This window comes from Streptomyces sp. NPDC047043 (assembly GCF_040644055.1).
In the GTDB taxonomy this organism is placed as follows: Bacteria; Actinomycetota; Actinomycetes; order Streptomycetales; family Streptomycetaceae; genus Streptomyces.
Map to the genome: position 1 here is coordinate 206,285 of NZ_JBEYVO010000003.1, position 24,301 is coordinate 230,585.

Here is a 24,301-nt window from a genome sequence, read left to right on the forward strand (position 1 = left end):
TGCTCAGCCCTTGCCGTTCGAGCCGGCCGGTGTGAGCTGCTTCGCGGCGACCGCGATCGCACGGTAGGAGATGCCGTGCCCGAAGTCGTTCTCCCACGGGCGGGCCATCAGACCCGGCAGCTCCACCGGCATGCCCGGCATGAGGTCCGGCTGAATGCCGTCCTCGACGACCACGACCGTCACCGCGTCCGGACGGCCGTCCACGATCACGGCGACGTTGACGTTGTAGAGCACCTTGCCCGACTGCTTGTCCACGGCGGCCTCACCGGTCTCCCGGTTCTTGACCTTCTTCTCCGGGGCCTGAATCAGCATGACCGTCATCGCGGACGTGTCGACGGGGATCTGACGCATGATGGAGTCTCCCTTTTGGGACGAGCCCCGGGCTGCGTTGTGATCTTGGCGGATGGCACGCAGCCCGGGGCGGCTTGTTGTAGCGGCACCATCGAAGCTACCCGCAGAAAAACTGCGAGTCAACAGAAAAACTGCGACTAGTAGGAGAACTCCGAGTCTGCGACACTGAGTGCGACGACAAGGAGGAAGAAATGGCCAACTTCGGGCTTTTTGTTCGCTTCACGCTGCGTGACGGTGCTGGCGAGGAGTTCGATGCGCTCATGCGAGAGACGACAGCAGGCATCCGGGCACACGAGCCCGGCACGCTGGTCTATGCGTGCCATGAGGTCGAGGGCGCACCCAATGAGCGGATCTTCTACGAGCTGTACGCCAATCACGACGCCTTCGAGGAACACGAGCGCCAGCCGCACACCCGTCACTTCCTGGCCGAGCGCTCGAAGTACGTCGAGAAGACCGAGGTTGACCGCCTGCAGCCGTACGCCGGCAAGTACCCCACCGGAGCCGAGAAGTGACGGCTTCCGAGACCAAGACCGTCGGCCAGAGGATTAAGGAGCTGCGCCGTGCTGCAGGCATGTCACAGACTGACCTTGCCGCGGCAATGGCGCGGTCCGAGAGCTGGGTGTCGCAGGTCGAGAGAGGCGTACAGCCTGTCGAGCGACTGTCGGTCCTTCAAGCTCTTGCCGATGCGCTCAACGTGCCCGTGCGCGAACTACGGTCGGACGCTGCCCCGGCGGAGCAAGCCGAGCCAGAGAAACAGACGAAGAGCAACGACCTCGACGGTCTTCGGGTGGCTCTTACGGGTCACCCTGCTCTGGGCAGCCTCTTCCAACAGCCCCCGGCCGAGCCCATTCCTTCGCTTGCCGACTTCCGTCAGCAAGTAGATGAGGCGTGGACCCTCGTGCACGCATCGAGCTACGCGGCGCTAAGCGATCATCTCGCCAAGCTACTCCCGAACATCGAGGCCGCGGTACGCCACGCGCCGGCAGGCGAACGCGCGGAGCTCCATGCCCTGCGCGCCAAGACGTACCAGGTAGCCGCGGCGAGCTTCACTCGGCAAGATCAGGCGGATGCGGCGTGGGTCGCGGCCGACCGAGCACTACAGGCAGCCGAACTCGCAGGGCAGCCGTTGGAAGTCGTCGCGAGCCTGTTCCGTATGGCGCACGCCTTCATGCGGCAACAGCACATGGAACAGGCCGAGCAGGCTGCGCAATCCGCTGCGACCGTCATGGGTCCGAGGACGGAGACCCCGGCGTGCCCGCCGGAAGAACTGTCCCTATACGGCGCTATGAACCTCGTCCTCGCAGTGATCAACGCAAGGGAAGGCAACCGCGGGGGGACCCATGAGCACATCGACCGAGCGCGCGGGATCGCAGCACGGCTAGGAGGGGACCGCAACGACTTCGACACGGAGTTCGGGCCAACGAACGTCGAAATCCACGCCGTAAGTACGGCAGTTGAGTTGGGAGACGCCGGGCTTGCCCTAGAGGTGGCCCAGCAAGTAGACGCATCGGGTCTTTCGCCCGAGCGGCAGTCACGTTTCCTGCTTGACGTGGCGCGAGCACATGCGCAGCGGCGACACGTCGGCGAGGCCACAGCCGCACTCCTGGAGGCCGAAGCCCTGGCGCCCGAGCAGATCCACGACCATCACCTGGCCCGCGAAGTCATCCGCGACTTGATCCAGCTCTCGGACCCGCGCATCCCCGAGTCTCTGCGCGACTTGGCTGAGCGGAGCGCTGTCACCTAGGAACTACCTCGGGACCTATCACAGCGGCGCACGGACAACGGCCTCTGAGCCATGCGCGCCCGTGGAACAACGACCTCTACGTCCTTCGGACGGAGTTCCCGACTTGCTGGCCTGCCGGCCGTCCTCGGCCAGCAAGTGATGGTCACATGCGCAGCCACGCACGCCGATGCCGGGCAACGCCGTAAACCCGCTCGACCTGTTCAGTCGTGAGCTTGCCTGAGAGAGGAGCAAGCGCCGACACCTCGCGCTCTTGATAGATCCGCACGGCGTACTGCGTTACGGCGCGATGTAGTGAAGCGACGCCGACGAAAACGAGGACCGGTTCGACCGGAACGGGAAACCCACAGTGCCGTTCCAGCACCTCTTGGGCATAGGCGGCTTCTGCCTTGCTCGCGGCCGTGTACGGGACCGGTTGGCCACCATTGATCTTGGCCATGGTGTCGCCAACCCAGACCGAAGCACCAGGGTGATGCTTGGTGTTGATGGCGAACACACCACCGGGGCCGATCAGTAAGTGATCGATGTCCCCACCGTTGGCTTTACCTACGCCGTGCAGCACGCGCCAGCCGTGGGCGGAAAGACGCTGTAGTTCTCGGCCCACGCGCCGCTCACCTTCGAGTCCGGCGTACCAGCTATCCCATTCCGATGGGCGTCGCAGCATCTTTGACCAAAGCCGCTGGGCCGACGACGGTCCGCGGACTGCGATCGCTTCCAGAAGGACTGCACCCGGTGGGTTCCTCGCCAAGTCATCGGCAACGCTCAACTCCGGAAGCCTCTGTTGTCCGCGTCGGGACGAGCTGGAAGGGACCGATTTTTGAGATGACCTCACGGACGATGCTGCGGGTGGCGGGGCCGACGGCCGCGACGAAGGACGGACAGTTGCCGAGTCGCCGAGATGCTGACGTAACAGTGCCACGGCCTCACGCCGGTACCTCTCCACCTTGATCGTGATGACCTTCGTCAGCCGGTCCGCCCAGGCAACGGCAGTGCCATCGGGCAGGTTCACATAGAGCCGATCCTTGCCGTGCCGCTTCCACGGGTTCACCGTGAGATCGCTCATTGACCCGCCCCCTAGTACGTGTCGTCCCCAAGCACATGGCAGCAGCCGACCGGGCGCCCTGCAAGAGCGCCTTGCGGTCAGAGTTTCCCTACTTCATCAAGGCTCGCTGCGCTCGCTCGTCCGGGTGGCTGCGGCGCTCATCGATCATCGCCAACCCGACCGCCGCATACTCCGCCCCACGCATCAACGGCCGCGCCAGCCCGCACACCACCGCCACCACGATCCGACCTCAGGAAGGGAAGACGCACCAGCAGCTCGACCCCAACGCCCCGATTTCGGGGCCACGTCGCACCCCTTTCCACCCGGTGGCCTACATCAGTAGGTCGGATCAACCGAGGGCCGCGCCAAGCCGGGCGGCGCCGGCCGGGCGCCGCCGCGCCGGCTCCATGTCTTCGCCACCGCCGCACGTCGTCGCCCGACCGTCGCCGCCCGCAGCGGCCACATTCCAACACGGGCACGGGGGCGAACGGTGATCCCCAACGGTGCAGGTCAAAGACGCTTTGTGTTACCGAAAGAGGCCGGATCGTGGTGGCGGTGGCATGCGGGCCCACGCTGCCAGATACACGGGCGTTCGAACAGCCAGCCGATCCCGCACCAGGCCACCGGCCCGACGGCGGACGCGGCCGTGAGCAGGGGAGAAACCCGCCCTGGCTGGGGCGGTCGGCTCCGCGACTTTAGCCAGCCACTTTGGCGCGAGCCTCGAAGATCATGGCCCCAACGTCGTGCTTTAGCGGGCAGGTCCACAGACTGCCCGACGCGCCGGAAGCTTACGGGGCCATGATCACTCGCGCCAAAGCAGCTCCCGGCCAAAGTCGCTACACCGACCTACAATGACAAGCGGCTCCCCGGCTTAACTGAAGCGGGTGATATTACACAAACCATAGGCCGACGTTCACAAGTGACAGCAAGACGCCATACGAACAGCATCGCTACTCGTTCTCTATTTGCAGAACTCTGCGCCCTGCGTCGAGACTGTCGGGCGTGCGACACATCGGAGATTCCAGTAAATCAACGGTAGCACTGTGCCGCCTCACGCCGGGTGACCATGAGATACCCGCACTTGTCGCAGTTATGCTCAGCGATCCCGCACAAGCCAACTTTGCGTAACTCCCGCGACGGGCGTCAATCGAATCGGGAAGAACAGATGCATGGCAGGCTCGACTGACCTGGGTGCAAGCAATCTGCACCCTATCCCCCAAGGCGTCCCGAATGCCATCAACAACTTCTTTACGTGGGTTCACGAAGTTTAACCGGCCGTGGGAAAATATCACCAATTCCGGCTGAACGGCCTTTACCAATTCGCGGGCAAATTTCCGATTATCGGCTGCCCCTGACCGACCGCCATGGTGTGGAAAAACCAAGACGGGCGCCTTCATATCGACGCCGACCCGTTGCATTTCAGCAAATCCCTTGGCATCAAGATCGCCGGGCAACAAGACCGCGGGGCTACCATCTAATTCGATGCGGATGACAGCAGACATGCCGTTCGATGTAATGGAGCCAATCGGATGCTTACCTTTCGCAGGGCCGACTCCAGCCCATAAAATCCCTGGATGTAGAATCCGTACGCCTATTCTCCCGCAATCGAGAGCGCCGTTCGCCCCAACATTGAGATTGGTGCGAACGCTAAGCAAACCTCGGTTGTGGCGATCGGCCGCTACAGTGAGCAGGTCCATGAAAGCTTCGGAGAGCTTTGTAGAATCCGGATTTGCCCATAAGGCCTTCACGGTCACTTCATCGTGAGCCATGAGGGCTGCAGCGCCCTTGATGTGATCATTATCCGCATGCGAAAGAATAAGATGGTCGACTACGTTAGCGCCGACCCGGTTCATTTCTTCCAGGAGTGGCATTACAGCCGGCACATCCACGACGACTCCACTGGGCCCATCATGGATGAACGAACAGTTTCCATGCCCGACGTTTAGGATCTGCGCCGCTGGCCCTGCAGACGTTCGCTGATTTGGGAGCTCTGTGCTTCCGGTCACCTGTACCTCTTCACAACTTTGAAAGCCAGCTGCCAGGAACTTCGGGAGCCAACTCAAAATTCTCGAAAAATAGCTCCTCGGAGGACCGCGCATGGATATTTACCCTAGCCATAAAACGCTTACCAGGGAGTTCTTCCTCCGAAATGCCGACACAGGAGGTGATCATGTCTGCTGGAAGTATCACAGCATCGACAGGATCCCAAGCGACCACGATTACCTCAACGATCCGTTCGGCACCGATACGGTCCACGCGTAGCACCCGGACGACGGTTCGATGCCCAACGCGTTCCGGAGCCGGGCCGTGCACCTGTTCACGATGCGCTCGTGTCAGTGCTAACTCAATCTCCGCCGGCTCAAAACGCTTTCGAAGCATGCAAGGGATATTGGACCGGTACCTACGAATACTCGTCTGCTCGTCCAGGTCGGCATAGCCCGTGATTAGAACGGCCGGAACCCGCCGCCTATTGCTGGCCGCGACAACCTGTGCCCCCGTAAATGGGGCATTGGCTCCATGGCTCAGCCTATGATCGCACACGAGACCCTCAGCCCTATCTGCGACTGTATCCAGTAGCTCTTGCAGAGTCGGGAAAGCCGGATCAATCGCGACAGGTTCGAATTCTGCATCCTCCAAGAGGATAGACGTACGCCTCATGTCATCAAGCGAGTCGTCTACCACCGCAATCTTGGAGCCAGGCCTTAATGCGTCAAGAACGCTCTGCACTTTCACCCTAACTACACGCTGCACACCGAAGAAGGAAACTGCCTCTATGAGTCAACCCGAGGGAACGAGACATAGAGTTCTGCACCGCCCAGTTCACCGTTCTCGACTGCCCAGAATTTACCCTTGAGATCGAGCACAATGTCTCGAACGATGGTAAGTCCCATCCCGGTCCCCTCGTTCCTGGTTGATTTACCAGGCTTCCATACCTCATCCTTATCGATCCCGATAATTCCCGGTCCAGAGTCCAGCACTCCCAAGGTCACCTCGTCTGGGGAGACCTCAGTACGAACGACTATTTCTCGAGTGGTTGACTGATGCGCAGGGCTCGTGAACGCCGCCACGGAGTTCGCAAGAAAATTAGCCAAGATTGCTTCAACAGAAGCAATGGTTGAGCGCACGACCACAGAAGAGGCTTGGGTAAGATCCGTAGACACAGACACCCGCGCGTCAGCAAAATACGGTTCGAAACTTTCCGTTATCTCCTGCACAACCGCGTTGACGTCAACGTCCCGCCATTTCCGCTTGCGTTGCTTCAACAACTCCAAGGGCAATTCCGCGAACGTGTGTAGAGATGCTGCTGACCTTCGGATGAGGTCTACAGGATCGCCAAGGACTGAAATGAATCGCTCGTTGCCCAACTCTCGTTCACCACGCCGGGCAATAGATCCAACCATCTGTTCGATCGTGTCGACCGGGCGAAGCGTCTCGTGTGCAAAAACCGCCGTGGTTGTCCCGACTGTGCTGAGGGTGCGGTAAAGCATAAGGTCGCTTTCTACGACCTCCAGCCTTTCGGCCATTGCCGCCCTATCTTCGCGCACCGCCTGCTGAACCGCAGGGCGGATGCTATCGGGAACTAACCGTAGCGCCGCATCGACCTTGTCCTGAGTTTCCTTTACCCGTTCTCGAGTTTTCTTCTTTTCCTCGATCTTTCGTTTGTCTCGTCGATCAAGCCGCACATCAGCAGCCCATTCAAGCGAAGCGCGAACGAACTCCTTCAACTCTACAAAAGCAGTATTCTCGACGAAACCGCTACGGTCGGTCTTTGGCATCAGCCGGCCGCCGTCTGCAACGACGATCACGCGTCCAACGGAGTTATTGGTGCCGGGTCGCTCTTCCGGATTCCGCTTCTGAAGAACGTTCATGTCCAACCAGTCGTAACCGCGGTCACCATACGGGTGGACCCGCAGTCCGCGCTGATAAAAATGAACGCCGCCGACTTCGTCGAGCCAGGCCAAATAGGCCTTTCGAAGCGCTGGTGTCAATTGCGTAGTAAAGGAGGGCCGAGTGCGATTAAACATCCAGATCTCAAGCTCTGCAGCGGGGGCAATGTACCCAGCGTGGTTCCCCAAGACGGAACTTGACGTAACTGCAAAGTGGTCTCCGGAAGCCAGTATGGTTCCTGCACCGTCCAACAGATATGCTGTTACTTGACCGTTTTCGTCAAGGGTTGCCCGGAGCAGATAGTTTGCCGCTTCAAAGAAACCAGCATCTACCACCTTTTGAAGCTCAACAAAGTCCGGAGCGTCGAGCGTGACGGTGAAATCTTCCCCTTTATCGGGAAACGGACCAGTCAACATGACTAGGGATCGGGCCAGCCGTCGCACATCGGAATCTGCGAGTGGGGCGCGCAGATTCTTTATTTCGATGGTCGTCCCGGGCTTCTCCGAAGTTTCCCTGGAGACTACTTCAAGGTCGACATCTTCAATAGCTGCAGCTTGGTCGTATCGAGCCCAGTTGATGTGTACGGCATACTCGATTCCCGGTTCCGCCTTGGGTCGAGTCCGAACAATGGCCTCGTGTCCGAGCCGTAGTGCTGCCAGTCGGCCGAGCCCCTTCTCTCCGACCTTTCGCCGACCACGAGCAGTAACAGAGTCGTCTACTTTCCCGGAGCGTCCGAGAAGTAAGAAACCGTCTCTGATGTCGGCAGCCGTCATCCCCTCGCCGACATCGGTCACAACGATGGTTCCACCGAGTTCGCCAACGTTCAAGAGGCTAACTTCACAGCTGATCGCATCAGCGTCGTAGGAGTTTCGTGCCAGTTCGACGATTCCCAGGTCTGGATGGGGGATGAGTTCCTCGCCAAGTCGAGCGAGCATCTCTGGCGCGAACCTCAGGCGTTCTGTACCCATGTGCCCCATTTCCCCCGCGTCCCAGGCCATGCCTGCTTCCAACAGCACAGCAATCGCTACGTGGTTGAGGCGATGTCAACAGATCACCCCTCGCAGCCAGCGTAGTGCTGCGCGTTGATCTGTGCACTACGTTGGAGGGCATCTCTGACTCAAAGCTAGCTCTCATGGCTGATAGTGACGCGACGTCAGGGCTGTGGACTAGATCAACAGGGAGTAGATCCGGGATGACTGGGGCACACAGCTACGGGGAGTACACAACTCACCTGCGCGAACTGACCGCAGACGTGACTTCGGGCCGGCCGGACCTGCACCACCGCCTCCTGGCCAGTGTCGACGGCGAGGCGTCGGAGCAGCTGCGCCGACTTGTACCCCTTGACTATCGTCGGCAAGTCGGCGCATTTTTCACTCCCGCCCCGCTGAAGCAGCGGGTTAGTGACCTCTTGAAATCCCGAGCTACTTCGGAACGTTACCTCGACCCGACATGCGGCTCCGGTGACCTGCTACTGGCAGCATCGCATGCGCTACCGATCCGGGAATCTCTCAAAGCAACGCTCGAAGAGTGGACTTACCGCCTGCACGGCTGGGACATAAATAGCGAATTCGTGGAGGCGGCACGTCATCGGCTGTTCATCGCCGCCCTCTTGCGCCACGGATATCAGAGGCTGAACAAATTTCCCGTTGCGGATACGTCTACATACTTCACCAACGTAGTCGTTAGGGATGGCCTGGAAGCCCTAAAGGAGCGAGAGGCATTCACGGGACACATCGTACTGAATCCTCCATTCAATGTTGTGTCATCACCTCTGAGTCGGCCATGGACAGCTCGCCCCACGTCCGCCGCGGCTCTATTCACATATCAGGCGGCGAATCATTTGGCTGATGGCAGTTACCTCACAGCCATCCTTCCCGACGTCTTGAGGAGTGGCAGTCGCTATTCTTCTTGGCGTACACAGGTTGATAGCATCTTGAGACGCAGTTCGCTAGATACGTATGGGCAATTCGACGAACACGCTGACGTCGACGTCTTCTTGCTAGACGCCAAGATTGCTCGTCAAAAACCATTGGAGATCTCGAGCGAATGGTGGGAAACGACCGGCCATGCTGAGATCAGCTCGCAGTCGGTCAATGACTTTTTCTCCGTGCGAGTTGGTACCGTTGTTGATAATCGCGATCCTCTAGACGGTCCTGAATACCCGTTCGCTCGGGCGAGAGACCTGCCCGCATCCGGCGAAATTTCTACTCCCGCGCGCCGACGAAGGTTCTCTCGACGAGTATTTGAACCTCCTTTCGTACTCGTCCGAAGGACTTCCCGACCTTCGACGTCACAGCATCAGTCTCGACTCAGCGGCGTACTGGTGACAGGCGAGAGAGCGGTGGCAGTAGACAATCATTTGATCGTTGCTTCACCGAGGGATGGATCTCTCAAATCCTGCCAAACGCTGCTCGAAGTACTTTCAAGTAGATCAACAAGCGATTGGCTAGACAATCGAATCAGGTGCCGCCATCTCACAGTTGGGGCCGTGCGCGAGATCCCTTGGCTCGTGTAGAGCCATCCTTGCGGGTGCAGTCGCCTGGTAGCAGGTCACTCACCTACATGGCGCACCCGGTCTCGGAGGCAACCGTGTACAGGAGACTCGGCCCATGTTGCGGGGGCCCATGGTGCATCTGCCTCGCATCATGGGCCGTCACTGCGGGCTCTCCAGAACAGTGGACCATTCATGGACCGGTCGTTCTCAAGGGGCCCGCGACAACCCACCCAGCAGCCAAGTACACCCACTGCATTGCCTGCGTGGGGCTAACAGGCCACCTGAGTGGGTTAGCCGGGACCTCCAAGTCGGGGCTCGGCGTAACTCCTTGGCGTTGCCAGCCGCCGAGCTGACACCATCAGAGCATTCTTGGACCTACTGGCGAGGAGCCCCCTGATGGCCTTCCAGTTCGACGACTACCTGCTGTCCATCAAGCCGGCGCGGCGTGCGCTGAGTCTCTTGCCTGGCTGGGGTGTACATCGCCTCACACTGTTCTTCGAGACCGGCGGGACAGGCAACATCCCCGTGCAGCAGGCGCACCAGGTGTCGGGCGAGCTGTGGGCCGACGGCCTTGGAAACTCCGGGTATCTCGGCCAGATGGTGCAGCGGTGGCCGATAGAGGCGCACCCCGAGGGCCGCCTTCTCAACTTCGATGTCACATTGACCGACGCCCAGCTCATGGGTCTGGAGAAGGCACGGCAGGGCAGGGAGCTGGAGCTACGCGCAAACCTGACCGCGGTACAGCTCGGCGCCGTCGACGGTTGGCCTGGCCGCGAGCATCAGCTGACCATCCTGATCTCACACGAAGAGTGGGCGAAGGCTCTCGACGGCCTCAACGCGGGGGCGTTCGTTGACGTCCTGGTGCCGATTACCGACATCGACGAACGCGCACTGGCTGCCCAGCGGCTACGGGAGGCCAAGGTTCTGATCCGCAGCGGCGATTACGAAGCCGCTGTCGGCAAAGCGCGTTCAGCTCTGGACGCGGTGCGGCCGGCCTGTAACACCGAGGCCCTGTACAACCAGGCTGTCAGCAAGAGGGCCAGGGATCGCACTCAGGACGAGCGGTGGGCCATGCTCACGCAGAGCGCGTACGCCCTGTTCAGCGGTGCGCCTCACGATGACGAGGGCACCACAGAGCACTTCGCATGGACCCGCGCGGACGCGATCGCCGCGGTGGCGACGGCGGCCGGGCTGCTGGCACGCCTGGAGGACCTGCCGTAGCCAGGCTCGGCCTGCGCCGCGGTGCCCCAACCCCATGACCGATGACGTTGTTCTCCGGCTGGACCGCGCCAGCGCCGAGGACCTGTACGAGGTGCTCTGGATCGTGGGCGAGCACCTTGCTGCTGGCGCGCCAATCCCGGCGCTGCCTCACGAAGCCAACGAGCGGCTGGGCCGAGTGATCGGCACCCTGGGGCGCTCGCTGGGCAAGATCGCCCCCTCCTGAACATGTTGGGCTGGGCCGTCCCTGGGCCGTGCGAGGGTGCCCGAGGCCGACCAATGGCGACCGACAGTGACAGTCGAGCCGCCCCCGCCAGCAAGGAAACCCCAGGTCAGAGATGCCCCGCCATACGCGTTTCCCCCCAGGGGTGGCGGTCAGGCAAGATGGGGTGTATCTGCCCACTGCCAGATTTCAAGCTGCCGGACGGTTTCTCTTGGCTGAGTTCATTTACACCATGCGCAAGACGCGCAAGGCGCACGGCGACAAGGTCATCCTTGACGACGTAACGCTGAACTTCCTCCCCGGCGCGAAGATCGGTGTGGTCGGTCCGAACGGTGCCGGTAAGTCGACCGTGCTGAAGATCATGGCGGGGTTGGAGCAGCCGTCCAACGGCGACGCCTTCATCTCTCCCGGGTACAGCGTCGGCATCCTGATGCAGGAGCCCACCCTCAACGAGGCGAAGAACGTCCTGGAGAACGTCCAGGAGGGTGTCGCCGAGGTCAAGGGCAAGCTCGATCGGTTCAACGAGATCGCCGAGCTGATGGCGACCGACTACTCCGACGCGCTGCTCGACGAGATGGGCAAGCTGCAGGAGGAGCTCGACCACGCCAACGCGTGGGACCTCGACGCTCAGCTCGAGCAGGCCATGGACGCCCTCGGGTGCCCGCCCGGCGACTGGCCCGTCACCACCCTCTCCGGTGGTGAGAAGCGGCGAGTGGCGCTGTGCAAGCTGCTGCTCGAAGCCCCTGACCTGCTGCTCCTCGACGAGCCCACCAACCACCTCGACGCCGAGTCCGTGAACTGGCTGGAGCAGCACCTCGCCAAGTACGCGGGCACCGTCGTGGCCATCACCCACGACCGGTACTTCCTCGACAACGTCGCCCAGTGGATCCTCGAGCTCGACCGCGGGCGCGCCTACCCGTACGAGGGCAACTACTCCACGTACCTGGAGACCAAGGCGACCCGTCTCAAGGTCGAGGGCCAGAAGGACGCCAAGCGCGCCAAGCGGCTCAAGGAAGAGCTCGAGTGGGTCCGCTCCAACGCCAAGGGGCGGCAGGCCAAGTCCAAGGCCCGTCTCGCTCGGTACGAGGAGATGGCCGCCGAGGCCGAGAAGATGCGGAAGCTGGACTTCGAGGAGATCCAGATTCCGCCGGGGCCGCGGCTCGGCAACGTCGTCGTCGAGGTCGACAACCTCAACAAGGCCTTCGGCGAGAAGGTCCTCATCGACGATCTCAGCTTTACGCTGCCGCGCAACGGGATCGTCGGGGTCATCGGCCCGAACGGCGCCGGCAAGACCACGCTCTTCAAGATGATCCAGGGGCTCGAGACGCCCGACTCCGGTTCGATCAAGGTCGGCGACACCGTCAAGATCTCCTACGTCGACCAGAGCCGCGAGAACATCGACCCGAAGAAGACCCTCTGGGCCGTCGTCAGCGATGAGCTGGACTACATCAATGTGGGCCAGGTCGAGATGCCGAGCCGGGCCTACGTCTCGGCCTTCGGGTTCAAGGGCCCGGACCAGCAGAAGCCGGCCGGTGTCCTCTCCGGTGGTGAGCGCAACCGGCTCAACCTCGCGCTCACCCTCAAGCAGGGCGGCAACCTGCTGCTTCTCGACGAGCCGACCAACGACCTGGACGTGGAGACCCTCAGCAGCCTGGAGAACGCGCTGCTCGAGTTCCCCGGCTGCGCCGTGGTCGTGTCCCACGACCGGTGGTTCCTGGACCGGGTCGCCACGCACATCCTCGCCTACGAGGGCGAGTCCAAGTGGTTCTGGTTCGAGGGCAACTTCGAGTCGTACGAGAAGAACAAGATCGAGCGGCTCGGGCCGGACGCCGCCCGTCCGCACCGTGCCACCTACAAGAAGCTGACCCGGGGCTGATCGATCTTGCGCCACATCTACCGCTGCCCCCTGCGCTGGTCGGACATGGACGCGTACGGCCATGTCAACAACGCGGTCTTCATCCGCTACCTGGAGGAAGCCCGTATCGACTTCCTGTTCCGTCCGGAAAAGGACTTCAAGCAGGGGTCCGTGGTGGCGCGCCATGAGATCGACTACAAGCGGCAGCTCGTCCACCGGCACCACCCGGTGGACATCGAGCTGTGGATCACGGAGATCCGGGCCGCGTCCTTCACCATCGCCTACGAGGTGAAGGACGACGACCTGGTCTATGTGCGGGCCTCGACGGTGGTCGTGCCGTTCGACTTCGAGAACGAGCGGCCGCGACGGATCACCGACGAGGAGCGCGACTTCCTCAGCGAGTACCGGGACGACGACGAGGCCGTCGCCGCATGACGGTGCTCCACCTCGCCGACGAGGGGGAGGCGGCGGACCTCGCTGCCTTCCTCTCCCGGCTGCTCCATTACGACCGCTCGGCCGCGGTGCGCCTCCAGGCCGCCGGTACCGCGCTCGCCGTCTTCGGGCGACCGCCGTCCTTCGAGGTGCTGGCGATCCGGGCGGTGCGGCTTGCGAAGCCGTACGAGAACGGGCTGGACGTCACGCTCGATGTGACCGTGTCCGCGGGGGAGTTGCTGGAGTCCGTCGACGAGTCGGCGGCCACGGCAGGTGTTCCGGCCGCGGTGACCGGGCCGCCGTGGGCGGGGGTGCTGCCGCCCCGCGGTGGCTGGCGTCCCGAGGCCGGGCTGCCGGTGCCGGACGCGCTGCGGGCGATGGTCCGGGCTGCGGTCGCCGAATTCCGGGGCCGTACCCAGGAGTTGGCGCCGGAGGTTCGTACCCGGGCCGAACTCGACCGGATCGGGCGGGACATCTGGTCCCGGACGGTCGGGGACACCCCGCTTCCCGTGCGGGCCGTGCATGCGGCGCAGTCGCTCGGGTTTCTCCGGGCCGAGACGCCGGTCGCGCTGTTCTCTTCCGGCGCGTGGCTGCGGCTGCGCACGCCGTACGGGTCGATCGCCGTGCGCAGGGCGGGACTTGGGGCGTTGGACGTCAGCGTCCGCTGAACAGTCGCGTCACTCTTCTTCGCTGTCGTCCGGCCATATGGCTATGTGGTCCGGCTCCAGTTCCAGGGCCACGCGGTCGCGCATGCCCAGGGCCTCCGTGTATTCGGCGGGGAGCTGGAGGCGGCCGGCCCGGTCGAGCATCGCGTACTCGCGGGCGACGACCGTCTCGTGGCCGGTCGTCTCGTCGACCTCGCTGCGGCGCAGGACCTCTGTGGAGGTGCGGCCGTCGCGGATGGCGACCGTGCGGCGGACCTGGCCGGCGACCGCCTGGTCGTGGGTGACGATGACGATGGTGGTGCCGAGGCGTTCGTTCGCGGTGCGGAAGGCGGCGAAGACCTGTTCCGCGGTGTGGGAGTCGAGTTCGCCGGTGGGTTCGTCGGCGAGCAGGACCGCGGGGTTGTTGGCGAGGGCCACGGCGATGGCCACGCGTTGCTGTTGGCCGCCGGACATCTGGTGCGGGCGGCGGTCGCGGCAGTCGGCCACGTCCAGCAACTGCAGGAGTTCCAGGGCGCGTTCGGATTGCGAGCGGCGTTTGCGGGGGCCTGCCAGTTGCATCGGGAGGGCGATGTTCTGGGCCGCGGTGAGGTAGGGGAGCAGGTTGCGGGAGGTCTGCTGCCAGACGAAGCCGACGGTGGTGCGGCGGTAGGTCAGGCGGTCCTTCGACGTCATCGTGAGGAGGTCGCGGCCGGCCACGCGGGCGGCGCCGGCGGTGGGGGTGTCCAGGCCGGCGAGGATGTTCATGAGGGTGGACTTGCCGCTGCCGGATGCGCCCACCAGGGCCATGAGTTCGCCCTCGCGGACGAGGAGGTCGAGGCCTTGGAGTGCCTGGACCTCTATGCCGTCGGTGGTGAAGATGCGGACCAGGCGGTCGCAGGTGATCAGGGCGTCGTGGCCGTAGGTGGGGCGGTTGCGGGCGGCTGCGGCGCGGGTGGCCAGGTCGGCGAGGGTGGGGTTGGTCGTGGTCATCCGTCGGTCTCCTGGGTGAGGTTCGTCGACTGTGGCCCTGGGTCGCGGCTACGGCGGCTGTGCGGGTGCGGCGGCCCGCAGCTGTGGCAATTGCAATGGCGTGCCCTCACCGGACGTCCCCCACCCTCAACTCCGCCACCGCCCCCCGCCGCCCCGTCCACCACGCCTGAACTCCCGCCACTCCCACGGTCACCAGGACAATCGCCACCGCCGGGATCAGCAACGACATCGCGTCTGTGTGCAACTCCGCTCTGTCGACGGGCGTTTGGGCCGACGCCAGTGCGATCGTCGTCAGGTCCACGCCCGGCGACAGCAGGCGGATCGTCGCCCAACCCGTCAACACGCCCCCGGCGGCCGCCAGTACGGCCTGTGGCAGGGACTCCAGGATCAGGAGGCGGCGGCCCTGTGTGCGGGTCAGGCCCATGGTGCGCAGGCGGGCCAGCAGGGCCGCGCGTTCGGGGGCCGCGCGGAGGAGGGAGAGCAGGAGGGCCAGGACGGCGTAGCCCCCGCCGGCCGCCACGCCCGCCGCGTAGACGCGTTCCGCGCCGGACTGGAGGGGGGAGTCGATGTATCGGGCTCGTTCCTCGGAGCGGAGGTGTACGTCCGCCGAGCCTCCCGCGGCCCGGCGCAGCGCGGCTCCGTCCAGGTGGGTGCCGGTCAGCAGCAGTGCGGTCGGACGGGCCGCCGACGCGTTCAGGCCGGCGCGGTCCACGACCAGGAAGTCCTCGCCGTTGACGGCCGGCGTGCTGTCCCGGACGGCAGCGATTCGGACGGCGACCGTGCTGCCGTCCTCCAGTCGCACCGGGAGGGTCCGGCTGCCGAATCTCGACGCGACCGCCGGGGAGGCCACCGCCCAAAGTGCCCCGCCGGCCGACGGGCGCCTCAACTCGCCCGGCGCGAACGCCCCGAGCCCCGTCTGCTTCGCCAACTCCGCGTAGTCCCGCGGGTCCACGCCCACCAGCCGCATCGACTGCGTCTCGTCGTTCGGTCTGGCCTGGTACGTGATGCTCACCGCGGCCAGCGTCCGCACACCCGGCGTCCGGCGGATCCGGTCCGGCAGGCCCGACGGCAGGGGAGCCGACCCCTCGACCCGGGCGTCGGCGCCGATCGACAGCAGCGCCGCGTGGTCGCGGGCCCCGGCCACGCCCGCGAGGACCGAGCCACCGAAGGCCGCCGTGGTCAGGGCGGTCAGCAGCGCCAGCAGGGGCAGCACCGCCGAGGCGGACGTGCGGCCCGCGCGGGCGAGCGAGAGGTGGCCCACCGCGCCGCGCAGCCGGGCCGCCGGGCGGGCCAGGCCTCGTAGCGGGAGGGGGTAGAGGCGGACGAGCAGCAGGGCCGCGGCCACACCCACCAACGCCGGTGCCAGGGCGCTCAGTTGGTCGCCGGACGTGCCCCGTCTGCGCAGCGTTTCCACCGCGGCCAGGGCCACTGCGACCAGGGTGAGTTCCACGACCGTACGGCGTCGGGACGGTCGTACGGACGCAACGTCCGCGCGGCCGTCGTGGATGCGTACGATCCGGTGGGCGGCGGCTGCCCGCAGGGGCAGGGCCGTGCAGGCGACCAGGGTGACCGTCGTGGCCGCCGCGGTCGCGTAGAGGGCGCGGCTCCCGGGGAGCGCGAGCAGTGCGGCGGTCAGGCCCAGGGCGCCCGCGGGGAGCGCGATCACCGCCGTCTCCGCGAGCAGGCGCCCCGTCAGGCCCCGCAGGGAGGCGCCGCGGGCGCGCAGCAGGGCGAGTTCGGTGCGGCGGCGGTCCGCGGTGAGGCCGCCCGCCATCAGCAGGACGACGGCGGCGACCGTGCCGGTGCCGAAGGCGGCGACGGCGACCAGCGGGCGTACGCCGCCGCGCAGACCCGCGTACGCGGTGAGCACGTCGTCGAGGCCGGTGCTGATGTCCGTGGAGGGGTCGGTGACCGAGCGCATCTCCTGCATGGCCGGGCCGCCCTCCAGGGAGGCGACGGCGGACTTCAGGCGGTCCAGGTCGTAGGAGTGGAGGTGCTCGGTGGCGGGGGCCAACTGCCAGTACCGCACAGGGTCTGCGGGCGTGCCGAGCAGTGCGGGGGCCGCCTCGGGGGCGAGCAGCAGGGCGCCGAGCCAGTACTTGTCGCGTTCGGTGTTCGGGACCGTGATCAGGCTGGGCGTGCGCAGTAGGAGATGGCCGGACCAGTAGGCGCCGTCCGGGTCGCGCGGGGCGAGGATCCCGGTGACCCGGACGACGAGTGGGGCGTGGCCCGCGCCGGGGAAGTGGATCACCGAACCGACCTTGATGTGCAGGCTCTTGGCGGTCTCGGCGCTGACCGCGGCCTCCACCGCGGCCGTGGCCGCGGTCACCTGGCCGTCGGTGCGGGGCAGGCGGCCGGAGCGGACGGTGGCGTGTTCGGCGAGCCCGTGCTGGGCGGCGAGCTCGATCTTCGCCGGGATGCCGCTCGGCTTGGGGAGCCAAGGGTCCGGCACCGGCCGGGGGTTGGTGGTGCGCACCCCGTACGTCGACTGGTCGCGATCGACGGCGAGCGGACGCGGGACGTCGGGGAGGAGCCTCTCGTACTGCACGCCGAGCGGGCCCGGGCGCAGTGCGTCCTCCAGCATCCGCTGCGGCATCAGCGGGTCGGACTGCCCGGCGTACACGCTCACGCTGGTCACGTCGGGCCGCGCCCGCTCGACGGCCCGCTGCAGCCCCGCGTCCTCGTACCGGTCCACCGCCCGTGGGAACGCCGCCGCCAGACACGCCGTCAGCGCCACCAGCAGCGCCAGCGCGCACGCGGCACCGGGGGCCGTCCGCAGCCGTGTACGCACCCAGGGTGCCCTGACCCGGCTCACCTCACTCACCCCCCGGTTCCCGCAACGACACCACCGGATCCGCCCGCCGCAGCGCCAGTCCCGCGATCACCAGCAGCGGCGGGACCGCAACTGCCGTCAGGGCGCACGCGGCACCGGGGGCCGTCCGCAGCCGTGTACGCACCCAGGGTGCCCTGACCCGGCTCACCTCACTCACCCCCCGGTTCCCGCAACGACACCACCGGATCCGCCCGCCGCAACGCCAGCCCCGCGATCACCAGCAGCGGCGGGACCGCAACTGCCGTCAGCAGTACGGCGATCTGCAGCACCGGCAGTTCGACCAGCACCTGCGGCACGGGCCGGGTCGCCTGCGCCGTCAGGACGATCAGCGGGACCACCGCCCGCGTCAGCACCGTCCCCAGCGCCGCCCCCACCACCAGGGCCAGCGCCACCAGGACGCCCTGCTCGACGGCGATCATGCGGGCCAGACGGCGGCGCGGTGCCCCCAGGGCGCGCAGCACCGCCAGTTCGCCGCGCCGCTCCCGCAGGGAACCGGCGGCGCTCACCGCGAAGCCGACCGCGGCCAGGGCCGCCGCCACCGCGGCCGCCGCGGCGAACGCGGCCTCCGGGCCCGCGCCGAACGGGTCGTCCCGCAGCTGCGTGGCCGTCTCGTCGCGCACCAGGACCTGTGCGGGGTCCAGGTCGGGCTGTGCCCGCAGGGCCGCGGCGACGCGGGCCGTCTCGCCCGGCGCGGTCCGCAGCCACCACTCGGTGGGCGGGACGCTCACGCCGTACCGCGCCCCCAACACCCGGTTCACCGACCGCAGATCGACCACCAGGGCGCCGCCATCGGCATCGCCGGTGGTCGGCAACTCCCGTACGGTGCGCACGATCCGCACCGGCACGCTCTGCCCGCCGAGCGGCACGTCCACGCGCTGCCCGATGTGCGCGCCCGCCGAGTCGAGGAAGCGGTCGGTCGCAATGCCCGTTATTTCAGGGGGCTTCGGCTGCGTGACCTGCAACCGCACCGTCAGCGTCGAGACGGTCCAGGTGTCTCCGTCCGGCTTGAACCCCGTGCCGTACTCGACCGTCGGCGACCCGGACACCCTCAACTTCGGCTTGGTCGGATGGGTGCGCTCGTCCGGCGACGACACCTGCCCGTCGAGGTGCGAGGCGGCCTTCCAGTCGGTGGGCCACGGCAGCCGCCGTACCGTTCCGTCGGTGCCGATGGCCGTCAAATCGCCCAGTGTGAGCCGGTGTTGTTCCGGCCTTTCGATCGGCTGAGCCAGGACCAGCTGCAGGCTCGTGAGCGTCAGCCGGCCGGGGGAGACGGCCATGTCGAGTGTGTGCGTCCGGCCGTCGGCGGGGAGTTGACCCGCCCGCACCTCGTACGGCGTCCCGGAGGCGTCCTCCAGTGTGGCCGTCACGTCCGTCGTGATCCCCGGGCCGGTCGAGCTGCGCAGCGCGGCCGTCAGCCTCAACCGGGCGGTGTGCGGGGGCACTTGGGTTCCCGCCGTCCGTGCCTTCGGACTCAGCGACGCCAGCAGCGGCCGTACCGGCTCCGACGCCAGGTCCCGGCGCATCAGCACCATGTCCGCCGCGTGCGCGGTGTCCAGGGCCAGCAGCGTCGCCGCACGGTCGTCGGACAGCGGCAGGTCCGTGCGGACCGCGGGAGCGATCTCCCGTACGTGCGCCACGTCGGCGTACGTCTCCGTGCGCCCGAGGCCGCCGTCCCCGGCGCCCAGGATCCGCACCGGCGCTCCGGCGCCGAAGTCCGCCTGGTCGTCCTGCGAGCGGTTCCAGGAGGCGCCCTGCCCGATGGCCAGCATGCCGAGCGCGACGGCGAGCACCAGCAGCAGTACCGGTCCCGCGCCGCGCATCGGGCGGCGGCTCAACTGCCAGCCCGCCAGCGCCGCCGTCAGCCCGCGCCCGCCGGCCGCCCGGCGCTCCGCGAGCCGCGCGACCAGGGGCAGCAGGCGCAGTGTCAGCACCGTGCCGGCGAGCAGCGCCAGCGCGGGTGCCGCCACCAGGAGCGGATCGATGCCGAGGGTGCCCGAGCTGTTCCCGGTCACGGCGCCGGAGGTCTGGCGGTCGAGCTGCCAGTACGCGACCCCGGCCACCGCGAGCAGGCCCAGGTCGGCGCCCGCCCGTACCGGAGCGGGCAGCGCACGGGCTCTGCCCCGGCTGAACCCCTCGACGGTCAGCGCCGGCAGCGTCACCGCGAGCGCACAGCCCAGTGCCACGCCCGCCGCCACCAGCCACACCCCGAGCCGCCCGGCGGCCGGCACGTCCAGGTGCAGCCCGATCCGGGCCAGCGCCCCCTGCCCGGCCAGCAGCCGGGTGAGCGGCCCCGACAGCAGCGGTGCGCAGACCACCGCGGGCACCGCCAGGAACAGCGCCTCGAGGGCGGCGAGCGCCCCGACCTGGGCACGGGAGGCACCGCGGGCCCGCAGCACCCGGGTCTCGCCCTCGCGTTCGGCGCTCAGCAGCCGGGCCACCAGCAGCAGCGCGCAGCCGGCGAGGAGCGCGAGCTGCAGCGCGACGATCAGCAGGGTCGAGCGGGAGACGAGCAGCGAGCGTTCGACGCGGGTCAGGACGTCGGGCAGGGCGGTGGTCACGGCCGTGGTGCCGCTGAGCACGGGCTGCTTGCGCAGGGCCGTGCTGCCGGTGCGGGCCGCGTCGCGCAACTCGCCGATCCGTCCCGTCGTCAGCGTCGAGAAGTCCGGCGACGCCAGCCAGGCCGACTGTCCGGCGCTGACCCTGTCGCCGGTCAGGACGCCGGGAGCGGCGAGCAGGGGCCCGTACGTGGTGAAGCCGAGCGTCCTGATGCCCCGGCCGCCCAGGTCGTCCAGCCGCCAGTAGGGCGCGTCGGCCCGGGTGGGCCGGTACAGGCCGGTGAGTGCGACCTGCACCTTCGGGCCGCCGAGCCGGTCGGTGAGGGTGAGACGGGCGCCGGGTTCGAGGCGCAGGCGCTGGGCGGCGACCTGGGGGAGGGCGACCTCGACGGCTTTCCCGGAGCCGGCGTCCCGCGGCATCCGCCCCTCGACGATCCGCACCTGCCCCGCGTCCAGCGCCGCGAGATAGGTCAGATCCGGGTCCCCGGACCGCGCGGCCGGCGCCTGCAGCGAGCGCGGCAGTGCGTACGGGCCCGAGCGCACCAGCGTCCGTACGGACACCGGCAGCCCTTCGAACGTCCGGCGCGCTCCCTGCCGTACGGCGTCGTCGGCGGCCTTGCGTTGTGCCTTCGGTACGTCGGCCTTGACGATCAGCGCGGAGTCGGCGGCGTTCTGCGAGTCCCGCAGCGAGTGGCGCAGGGCGGCGTCGCCGATCGCGCCCGAGTAGGCGGTGAGGGTGGCGAGGACGGCGGTGGTCAGCAGGACGGTCAGCAGCGCGGCGGCGAGCAGGAGGCGGTGCGCGCGGGCGCGTAACAGGACGAACCGTGCCACCGCACCGAACGCCGACACCCCGACCCCCCGTGGTTGTCCAGACCTCCGGGCGATGCTGTCAGAGGACTCGGGTCGCGGGTAAGCGCTTGTACGGCGGGCTTGACCGGATTGTGACCGGATTCCGGCGACCGGAATCCGCACGTCAGCCAGGAGCGGCCGCCCGGTCAGTCCGGGGTGTTCACCATCGACGCGGCGGCGTACGTCATGTACTGCCACAGCTGCTGCTCGTGCTCCTCGGACAGGCCGAGCTCCTCGACCGCGTCCCGCATGTGCTTCAGCCAGGCGTCGTGCGCCTCGCGGTTCACGGTGAAGGGGGCGTGGCGCATGCGCAGCCGGGGGTGGCCGCGGTTGTCGCTGTACGTCGTCGGGCCGCCCCAGTACTGGATCAGGAACAGCGTGAGGCGCTCCTCGGCCGGGCCGAGGTCCTCCTCGGGGTACATGGGCCGCAGCACCGGGTCCTCGGCCACCCCCTCGTAGAAACGGTGGACGAGGCGGCGGAAGGTCTCCTCCCCGCCGACCTGCTCGTAGAAGGTCTGCTCCTGAAGCGTGCCGCGCCGAATCTCTGTCACGCCCTCCATGCTCTCAGACCGGGCGGAGGAGGACTTGAGGCCTAGGGCTCTTCTGATGGATCTCCGCGGCGTCGCGACGCCCGGCACGCCCTCTCGCCGCACCGGTCAAAAGCCCTAGTAGCTCCGCTACGAGGGCTTCCGCCCGGCACGCCGAGAGCACGCACCGAACGCCGCTCCTTCTCCCACGGAGATCCATCAGAAGAGCCCTAGGTCCCGCCCCCGGGCGGGAAGCGGACATTCCGGATGCAGTGGGTCCGGTACTCGCCTCGCGCCCCGTCCCGCAGGACAGTGGACGTATGGTCGCGCAAGCTCTCGACAAGGATCTGGACGACCTCGCCGTCACCGTGCGGGCCGCGCTCGTGCGGGAGATCGACGCGAGCGGGGCCTGGGACGACGACCCGGTGTGGCGGGAGGCGTTCGAGGCGGTCCCGCGCCATCTCTTCGTGCCGTACTACTACGTCGGCGTCAGGGGAGGTTACGAGCGGCGCTGGGGCGAGAGTCCGGATCCGCGGACGCGGGAGAGGTGGCTGCGCGGTGCGTACGCCGACGCCCCGCTGGCGACCCGGCTGCGCGACGGCGAACTGGTCTCCTCCAGCAGCCAGCCCTCGCTGATGGCGAAGATGCTGGCCGAGCTGCAGGTCCAGGCCGGCGACCGGGTCCTGGAGGTCGGCGCCGGCACCGGCTACAACGCGGCCCTGCTGGCCCACCGGCTCGGCGACGACGACCTCGTCACCACCGTCGACCTGGAGCCGGAGATCACCGAGACCGCGCGGCAGCACCTCGCCGCCGCCGGATACCGCCCGGCCGTCGTCACCGGGGACGGCGCACGCGGCGTCCCCGAACGCGCCCCCTTCGACCGGATCATGGCCACCTGCACGCTGACCTCGGTCCCGCACGCCTGGCTCGCCCAGTGCAATCCCGGGGCGCGCATCCTGACCCCGTTCGCCACCGGCCTGCTCGCCCTGACGGTCCGGGACGCCGGCCACGCCGAGGGCCGCTTCCTGCACACGCCGGCCTACTTCGTGCCGCTGCGTGGCGGGAGCCGCCCCGAGCCCGAGCCCGCACAGCTCGGCGGGATCCCGCGCCGGGCCAGGGACCACGAGCTCTTCCGCTTCCTGCTGGCCCTGACCCGCGGCAGCCTCGACCCCCGAGCGGCGTTCGCCCTGTGGGAGCGCGAGGAGCAGCCGACACGGGAGCGCTACGGCATCACGGTCGTCGGCGGTCGCGAGTGGGCGTGGCTGGACGATCCGGAGGGGCCGTACGCCTGGCCCCTCCCGATCTAGCCTGCTCAGCCCCTACGGATCGTGATCGTCGTCCACGCGCCCACGTGCACGCGGTCGCCGTCCTGCAGCGGTACCGGCACGAAGGGCTGGATCGGCTCCTCCGAGCCGTTGACCGTGGTGCCGTTCGTCGAGTTCTGGTCGACGACCGCCCAGCTGCCGTCCGGCTGCTGGACCAGGACCGCGTGCTGGTGCGAGACGCCCGGGTCCTCCGGCGGCACCGCCAGGTCGATGTCGGGGGTGTCGCCGGTGGAGTGGCGGCGCCGGCCGATGGTGATCTGGTTGCCGTTGAGGGTGCGCTGCTGCTCCGGCGAGTAAGCGGGCAGGTTGAGGCCCGCGGCCTCGGGGCCGGAGCGCTGCATCATCGCCATGAAGTACTCGCGGTCCGGACCGATGGTCGCCGTCCAGGTCGCGGGACCGGCCGGCGGCTGCGGGAAGCCCGGGCCGGGCGGCGGCGGGGCCTGGGTCGAGCCGGGCTGCGGGTAGCCGTAGCCACCACCCTGACCGGGACCGCCGGGACCACCCGGGCCGCCGGTCGGCGGGGAGATCACCCAGTCGTCGTCACCGCCGCCGAAGGACGGACCGCCGTGTGCGGGCCGCTGGGTCTCCTGCGGGAACCCGGGCGGGGCGGACTGCTGGTACGCCTGCGGGGCACCCCCCGTCATACCGGGACCGGCGGGCGGCGTGGGCCCGGGCGGCGGCGGAACCGGCCGCGACGGGTCGTTGCCGAAGCCCTGGGGACCGCCGGGGCGCGGATCGTTGCCGAAGCCCTGGGGGCCACCGGGACGCGGGTCGTTGCCGAAAGCCTGGGGGCCACCGGGGAGCGGATCGTTGCCGAAGCCCTGGGGACCGCCCGGACGCGGGTCGTTGCCGAAGCCCGCGGGGCCCGACGGCTCGCTGCCGAAGGGCGGGATCGGCTCGGCGGGGCGGTTCATCTGCGACGGGCGGGAGCCCTGGTACTCGTACGAGTCACCGGCGCCGTACGACGGGCCGGGCGGCTGCTGGTAGCGCGCGTTCGGGCCGGGGGCCGGCGGGCGCGGGGCAGCCGGGGTGTACGAGGTCGCGGTGTTGGTCAGGAAGTTCCACCGGCACTCCTCGCAGAACGGCGCGCCGCCCTCGCGGGGCGTGCGGCACTGCGGGCAGAGCTCCGGCTCGTGGTCCGGCACCGCGGACAGGTGCGGACGGCCGCCGGGCTGGCCGCCGGGTCCACCGGGGCCGCCGGGCGGCGGGAATCCGTAGCCACCGCCGGGCGGTGGCGGCGGAGGGGGCGGAGGCACGGCACCGGCCATGCGGTGACCGCAGACCTCGCACCAGTCGTCGGAACCCGACTGGTGTCCGTTCGGGCAGGTCGGCAT

The 24,301-nt window shown here is 67.5% G+C and carries 20 protein-coding genes; 9 read left to right on the forward strand and 11 right to left on the reverse strand.

All coding sequences use genetic code 11. The annotated features are described in order from the left end of the window. Positions 1 to 3 precede the first annotated feature (3 nt). Entirely contained in the window at positions 4 to 351 is a 348-nt protein-coding gene (locus tag ABZ880_RS06185) for a hypothetical protein (protein WP_361257652.1), read from the reverse strand. Between the two features lie 191 nt (positions 352 to 542). On the opposite strand from ABZ880_RS06185, the gene ABZ880_RS06190 reads away from it, so the two are divergent. Continuing rightward, positions 543 to 863, forward strand: a complete 321-nt coding sequence (locus tag ABZ880_RS06190) for an antibiotic biosynthesis monooxygenase (RefSeq protein WP_361257655.1) — start codon at positions 543 to 545, stop codon at positions 861 to 863. After that, a complete protein-coding gene (locus tag ABZ880_RS06195) occupies positions 860 to 2,095 on the forward strand; it encodes a helix-turn-helix transcriptional regulator (RefSeq protein ID WP_361257659.1) in 1,236 nt (411 codons plus the stop codon). Before ABZ880_RS06190 ends, ABZ880_RS06195 begins: the two co-directional genes overlap by 4 nt. A gap of 142 nt (positions 2,096 to 2,237) precedes the next feature. Here ABZ880_RS06195 and ABZ880_RS06200 read toward each other — a convergent pair whose 3' ends face one another. The 4 genes from ABZ880_RS06200 to ABZ880_RS06215 all read right to left on the reverse strand — a co-directional run bounded on the left by ABZ880_RS06200 (position 2,238) and on the right by ABZ880_RS06215 (position 7,990). Further along, complete coding sequence (locus ABZ880_RS06200; RefSeq protein WP_361257662.1) at positions 2,238 to 3,155, reverse strand: nuclease-related domain-containing protein; 918 nt, start codon at positions 3,153 to 3,155, stop codon at positions 2,238 to 2,240. 929 nt (positions 3,156 to 4,084) lie between these two features. After that, positions 4,085 to 5,023 carry a hypothetical protein gene (locus ABZ880_RS06205; protein ID WP_361257665.1) on the reverse strand — a complete coding sequence of 313 codons (939 nt, stop codon included), beginning with the start codon at positions 5,021 to 5,023 and terminating at the stop codon, positions 4,085 to 4,087. A gap of 127 nt (positions 5,024 to 5,150) precedes the next feature. Continuing rightward, positions 5,151 to 5,513, reverse strand: coding sequence for a hypothetical protein (locus ABZ880_RS06210; protein WP_361257668.1), 363 nt, complete (start codon positions 5,511 to 5,513; stop codon positions 5,151 to 5,153). A 392-nt stretch (positions 5,514 to 5,905) separates the two neighbouring features. Beyond that, a complete protein-coding gene (locus ABZ880_RS06215; RefSeq protein WP_361257671.1) occupies positions 5,906 to 7,990 on the reverse strand; it encodes a sensor histidine kinase in 2,085 nt (694 codons plus the stop codon). A gap of 224 nt (positions 7,991 to 8,214) precedes the next feature. Here ABZ880_RS06215 and ABZ880_RS06220 point away from each other — a divergent pair, with 224 nt between their 5' ends. The 6 genes from ABZ880_RS06220 (at position 8,215) to ABZ880_RS06245 (ending at position 13,912) form a co-directional block, all read left to right on the forward strand. After that, entirely contained in the window at positions 8,215 to 9,537 is a 1,323-nt protein-coding gene (locus tag ABZ880_RS06220; RefSeq protein WP_361257674.1) for an N-6 DNA methylase, read from the forward strand. A gap of 375 nt (positions 9,538 to 9,912) precedes the next feature. After that, positions 9,913 to 10,737, forward strand: a complete 825-nt coding sequence (locus ABZ880_RS06225) for a hypothetical protein (protein WP_361257676.1) — start codon at positions 9,913 to 9,915, stop codon at positions 10,735 to 10,737. Positions 10,738 to 10,771: 34 nt separating this feature from the next. Continuing rightward, positions 10,772 to 10,960 carry a hypothetical protein gene (locus ABZ880_RS06230; RefSeq protein ID WP_361257678.1) on the forward strand — a complete coding sequence of 63 codons (189 nt, stop codon included), beginning with the start codon at positions 10,772 to 10,774 and terminating at the stop codon, positions 10,958 to 10,960. 208 nt (positions 10,961 to 11,168) lie between these two features. Continuing rightward, positions 11,169 to 12,833 carry an energy-dependent translational throttle protein EttA gene (gene ettA, locus ABZ880_RS06235; protein ID WP_361257682.1) on the forward strand — a complete coding sequence of 555 codons (1,665 nt, stop codon included), beginning with the start codon at positions 11,169 to 11,171 and terminating at the stop codon, positions 12,831 to 12,833. Positions 12,834 to 12,839: 6 nt separating this feature from the next. Further along, positions 12,840 to 13,247 carry a thioesterase family protein gene (locus ABZ880_RS06240; protein WP_361257685.1) on the forward strand — a complete coding sequence of 136 codons (408 nt, stop codon included), beginning with the start codon at positions 12,840 to 12,842 and terminating at the stop codon, positions 13,245 to 13,247. Continuing rightward, positions 13,244 to 13,912, forward strand: a complete 669-nt coding sequence (locus ABZ880_RS06245) for a hypothetical protein (RefSeq protein WP_361257688.1) — start codon at positions 13,244 to 13,246, stop codon at positions 13,910 to 13,912. Before ABZ880_RS06240 ends, ABZ880_RS06245 begins: the two co-directional genes overlap by 4 nt. A 9-nt stretch (positions 13,913 to 13,921) precedes the next feature. Here ABZ880_RS06245 and ABZ880_RS06250 read toward each other — a convergent pair whose 3' ends face one another. The 5 genes from ABZ880_RS06250 to ABZ880_RS06270 all read right to left on the reverse strand — a co-directional run bounded on the left by ABZ880_RS06250 (position 13,922) and on the right by ABZ880_RS06270 (position 21,675). Continuing rightward, positions 13,922 to 14,878: an ABC transporter ATP-binding protein gene (locus ABZ880_RS06250; protein ID WP_361257691.1), complete on the reverse strand. Its 957-nt coding sequence runs from the start codon at positions 14,876 to 14,878 to the stop codon at positions 13,922 to 13,924. A 106-nt stretch (positions 14,879 to 14,984) separates the two neighbouring features. Continuing rightward, positions 14,985 to 17,702, reverse strand: coding sequence for an ABC transporter permease (locus tag ABZ880_RS06255; RefSeq protein ID WP_361257694.1), 2,718 nt, complete (start codon positions 17,700 to 17,702; stop codon positions 14,985 to 14,987). Further along, positions 17,695 to 17,868 (reverse strand): hypothetical protein, encoded by a 174-nt coding sequence (locus ABZ880_RS06260; protein ID WP_361257697.1) that lies wholly within the window; start codon positions 17,866 to 17,868, stop codon positions 17,695 to 17,697. Before ABZ880_RS06260 ends, ABZ880_RS06255 begins: the two co-directional genes overlap by 8 nt. Continuing rightward, positions 17,861 to 21,115 carry an ABC transporter permease gene (locus tag ABZ880_RS06265; RefSeq protein WP_361257700.1) on the reverse strand — a complete coding sequence of 1,085 codons (3,255 nt, stop codon included), beginning with the start codon at positions 21,113 to 21,115 and terminating at the stop codon, positions 17,861 to 17,863. The genes ABZ880_RS06260 and ABZ880_RS06265 overlap by 8 nt, the downstream gene beginning before the upstream one ends. Positions 21,116 to 21,261: 146 nt before the next feature. Then, the gene (locus ABZ880_RS06270) at positions 21,262 to 21,675 is read right to left on the reverse strand and encodes a globin (RefSeq protein WP_361257703.1); all 414 of its coding nucleotides are present in this window, start codon (positions 21,673 to 21,675) and stop codon (positions 21,262 to 21,264) included. Positions 21,676 to 21,962: 287 nt separating this feature from the next. Between ABZ880_RS06270 and ABZ880_RS06275 the strand changes: the two genes are divergently transcribed. Beyond that, the gene (locus ABZ880_RS06275; protein WP_361257706.1) at positions 21,963 to 22,949 is read left to right on the forward strand and encodes a methyltransferase domain-containing protein; all 987 of its coding nucleotides are present in this window, start codon (positions 21,963 to 21,965) and stop codon (positions 22,947 to 22,949) included. A 5-nt stretch (positions 22,950 to 22,954) separates the two neighbouring features. Here the strand turns inward: ABZ880_RS06275 and ABZ880_RS06280 are convergent, their stop codons facing one another. Further along, positions 22,955 to 24,301 (reverse strand): FHA domain-containing protein, encoded by a 1,347-nt coding sequence (locus ABZ880_RS06280; RefSeq protein ID WP_361257709.1) that lies wholly within the window; start codon positions 24,299 to 24,301, stop codon positions 22,955 to 22,957.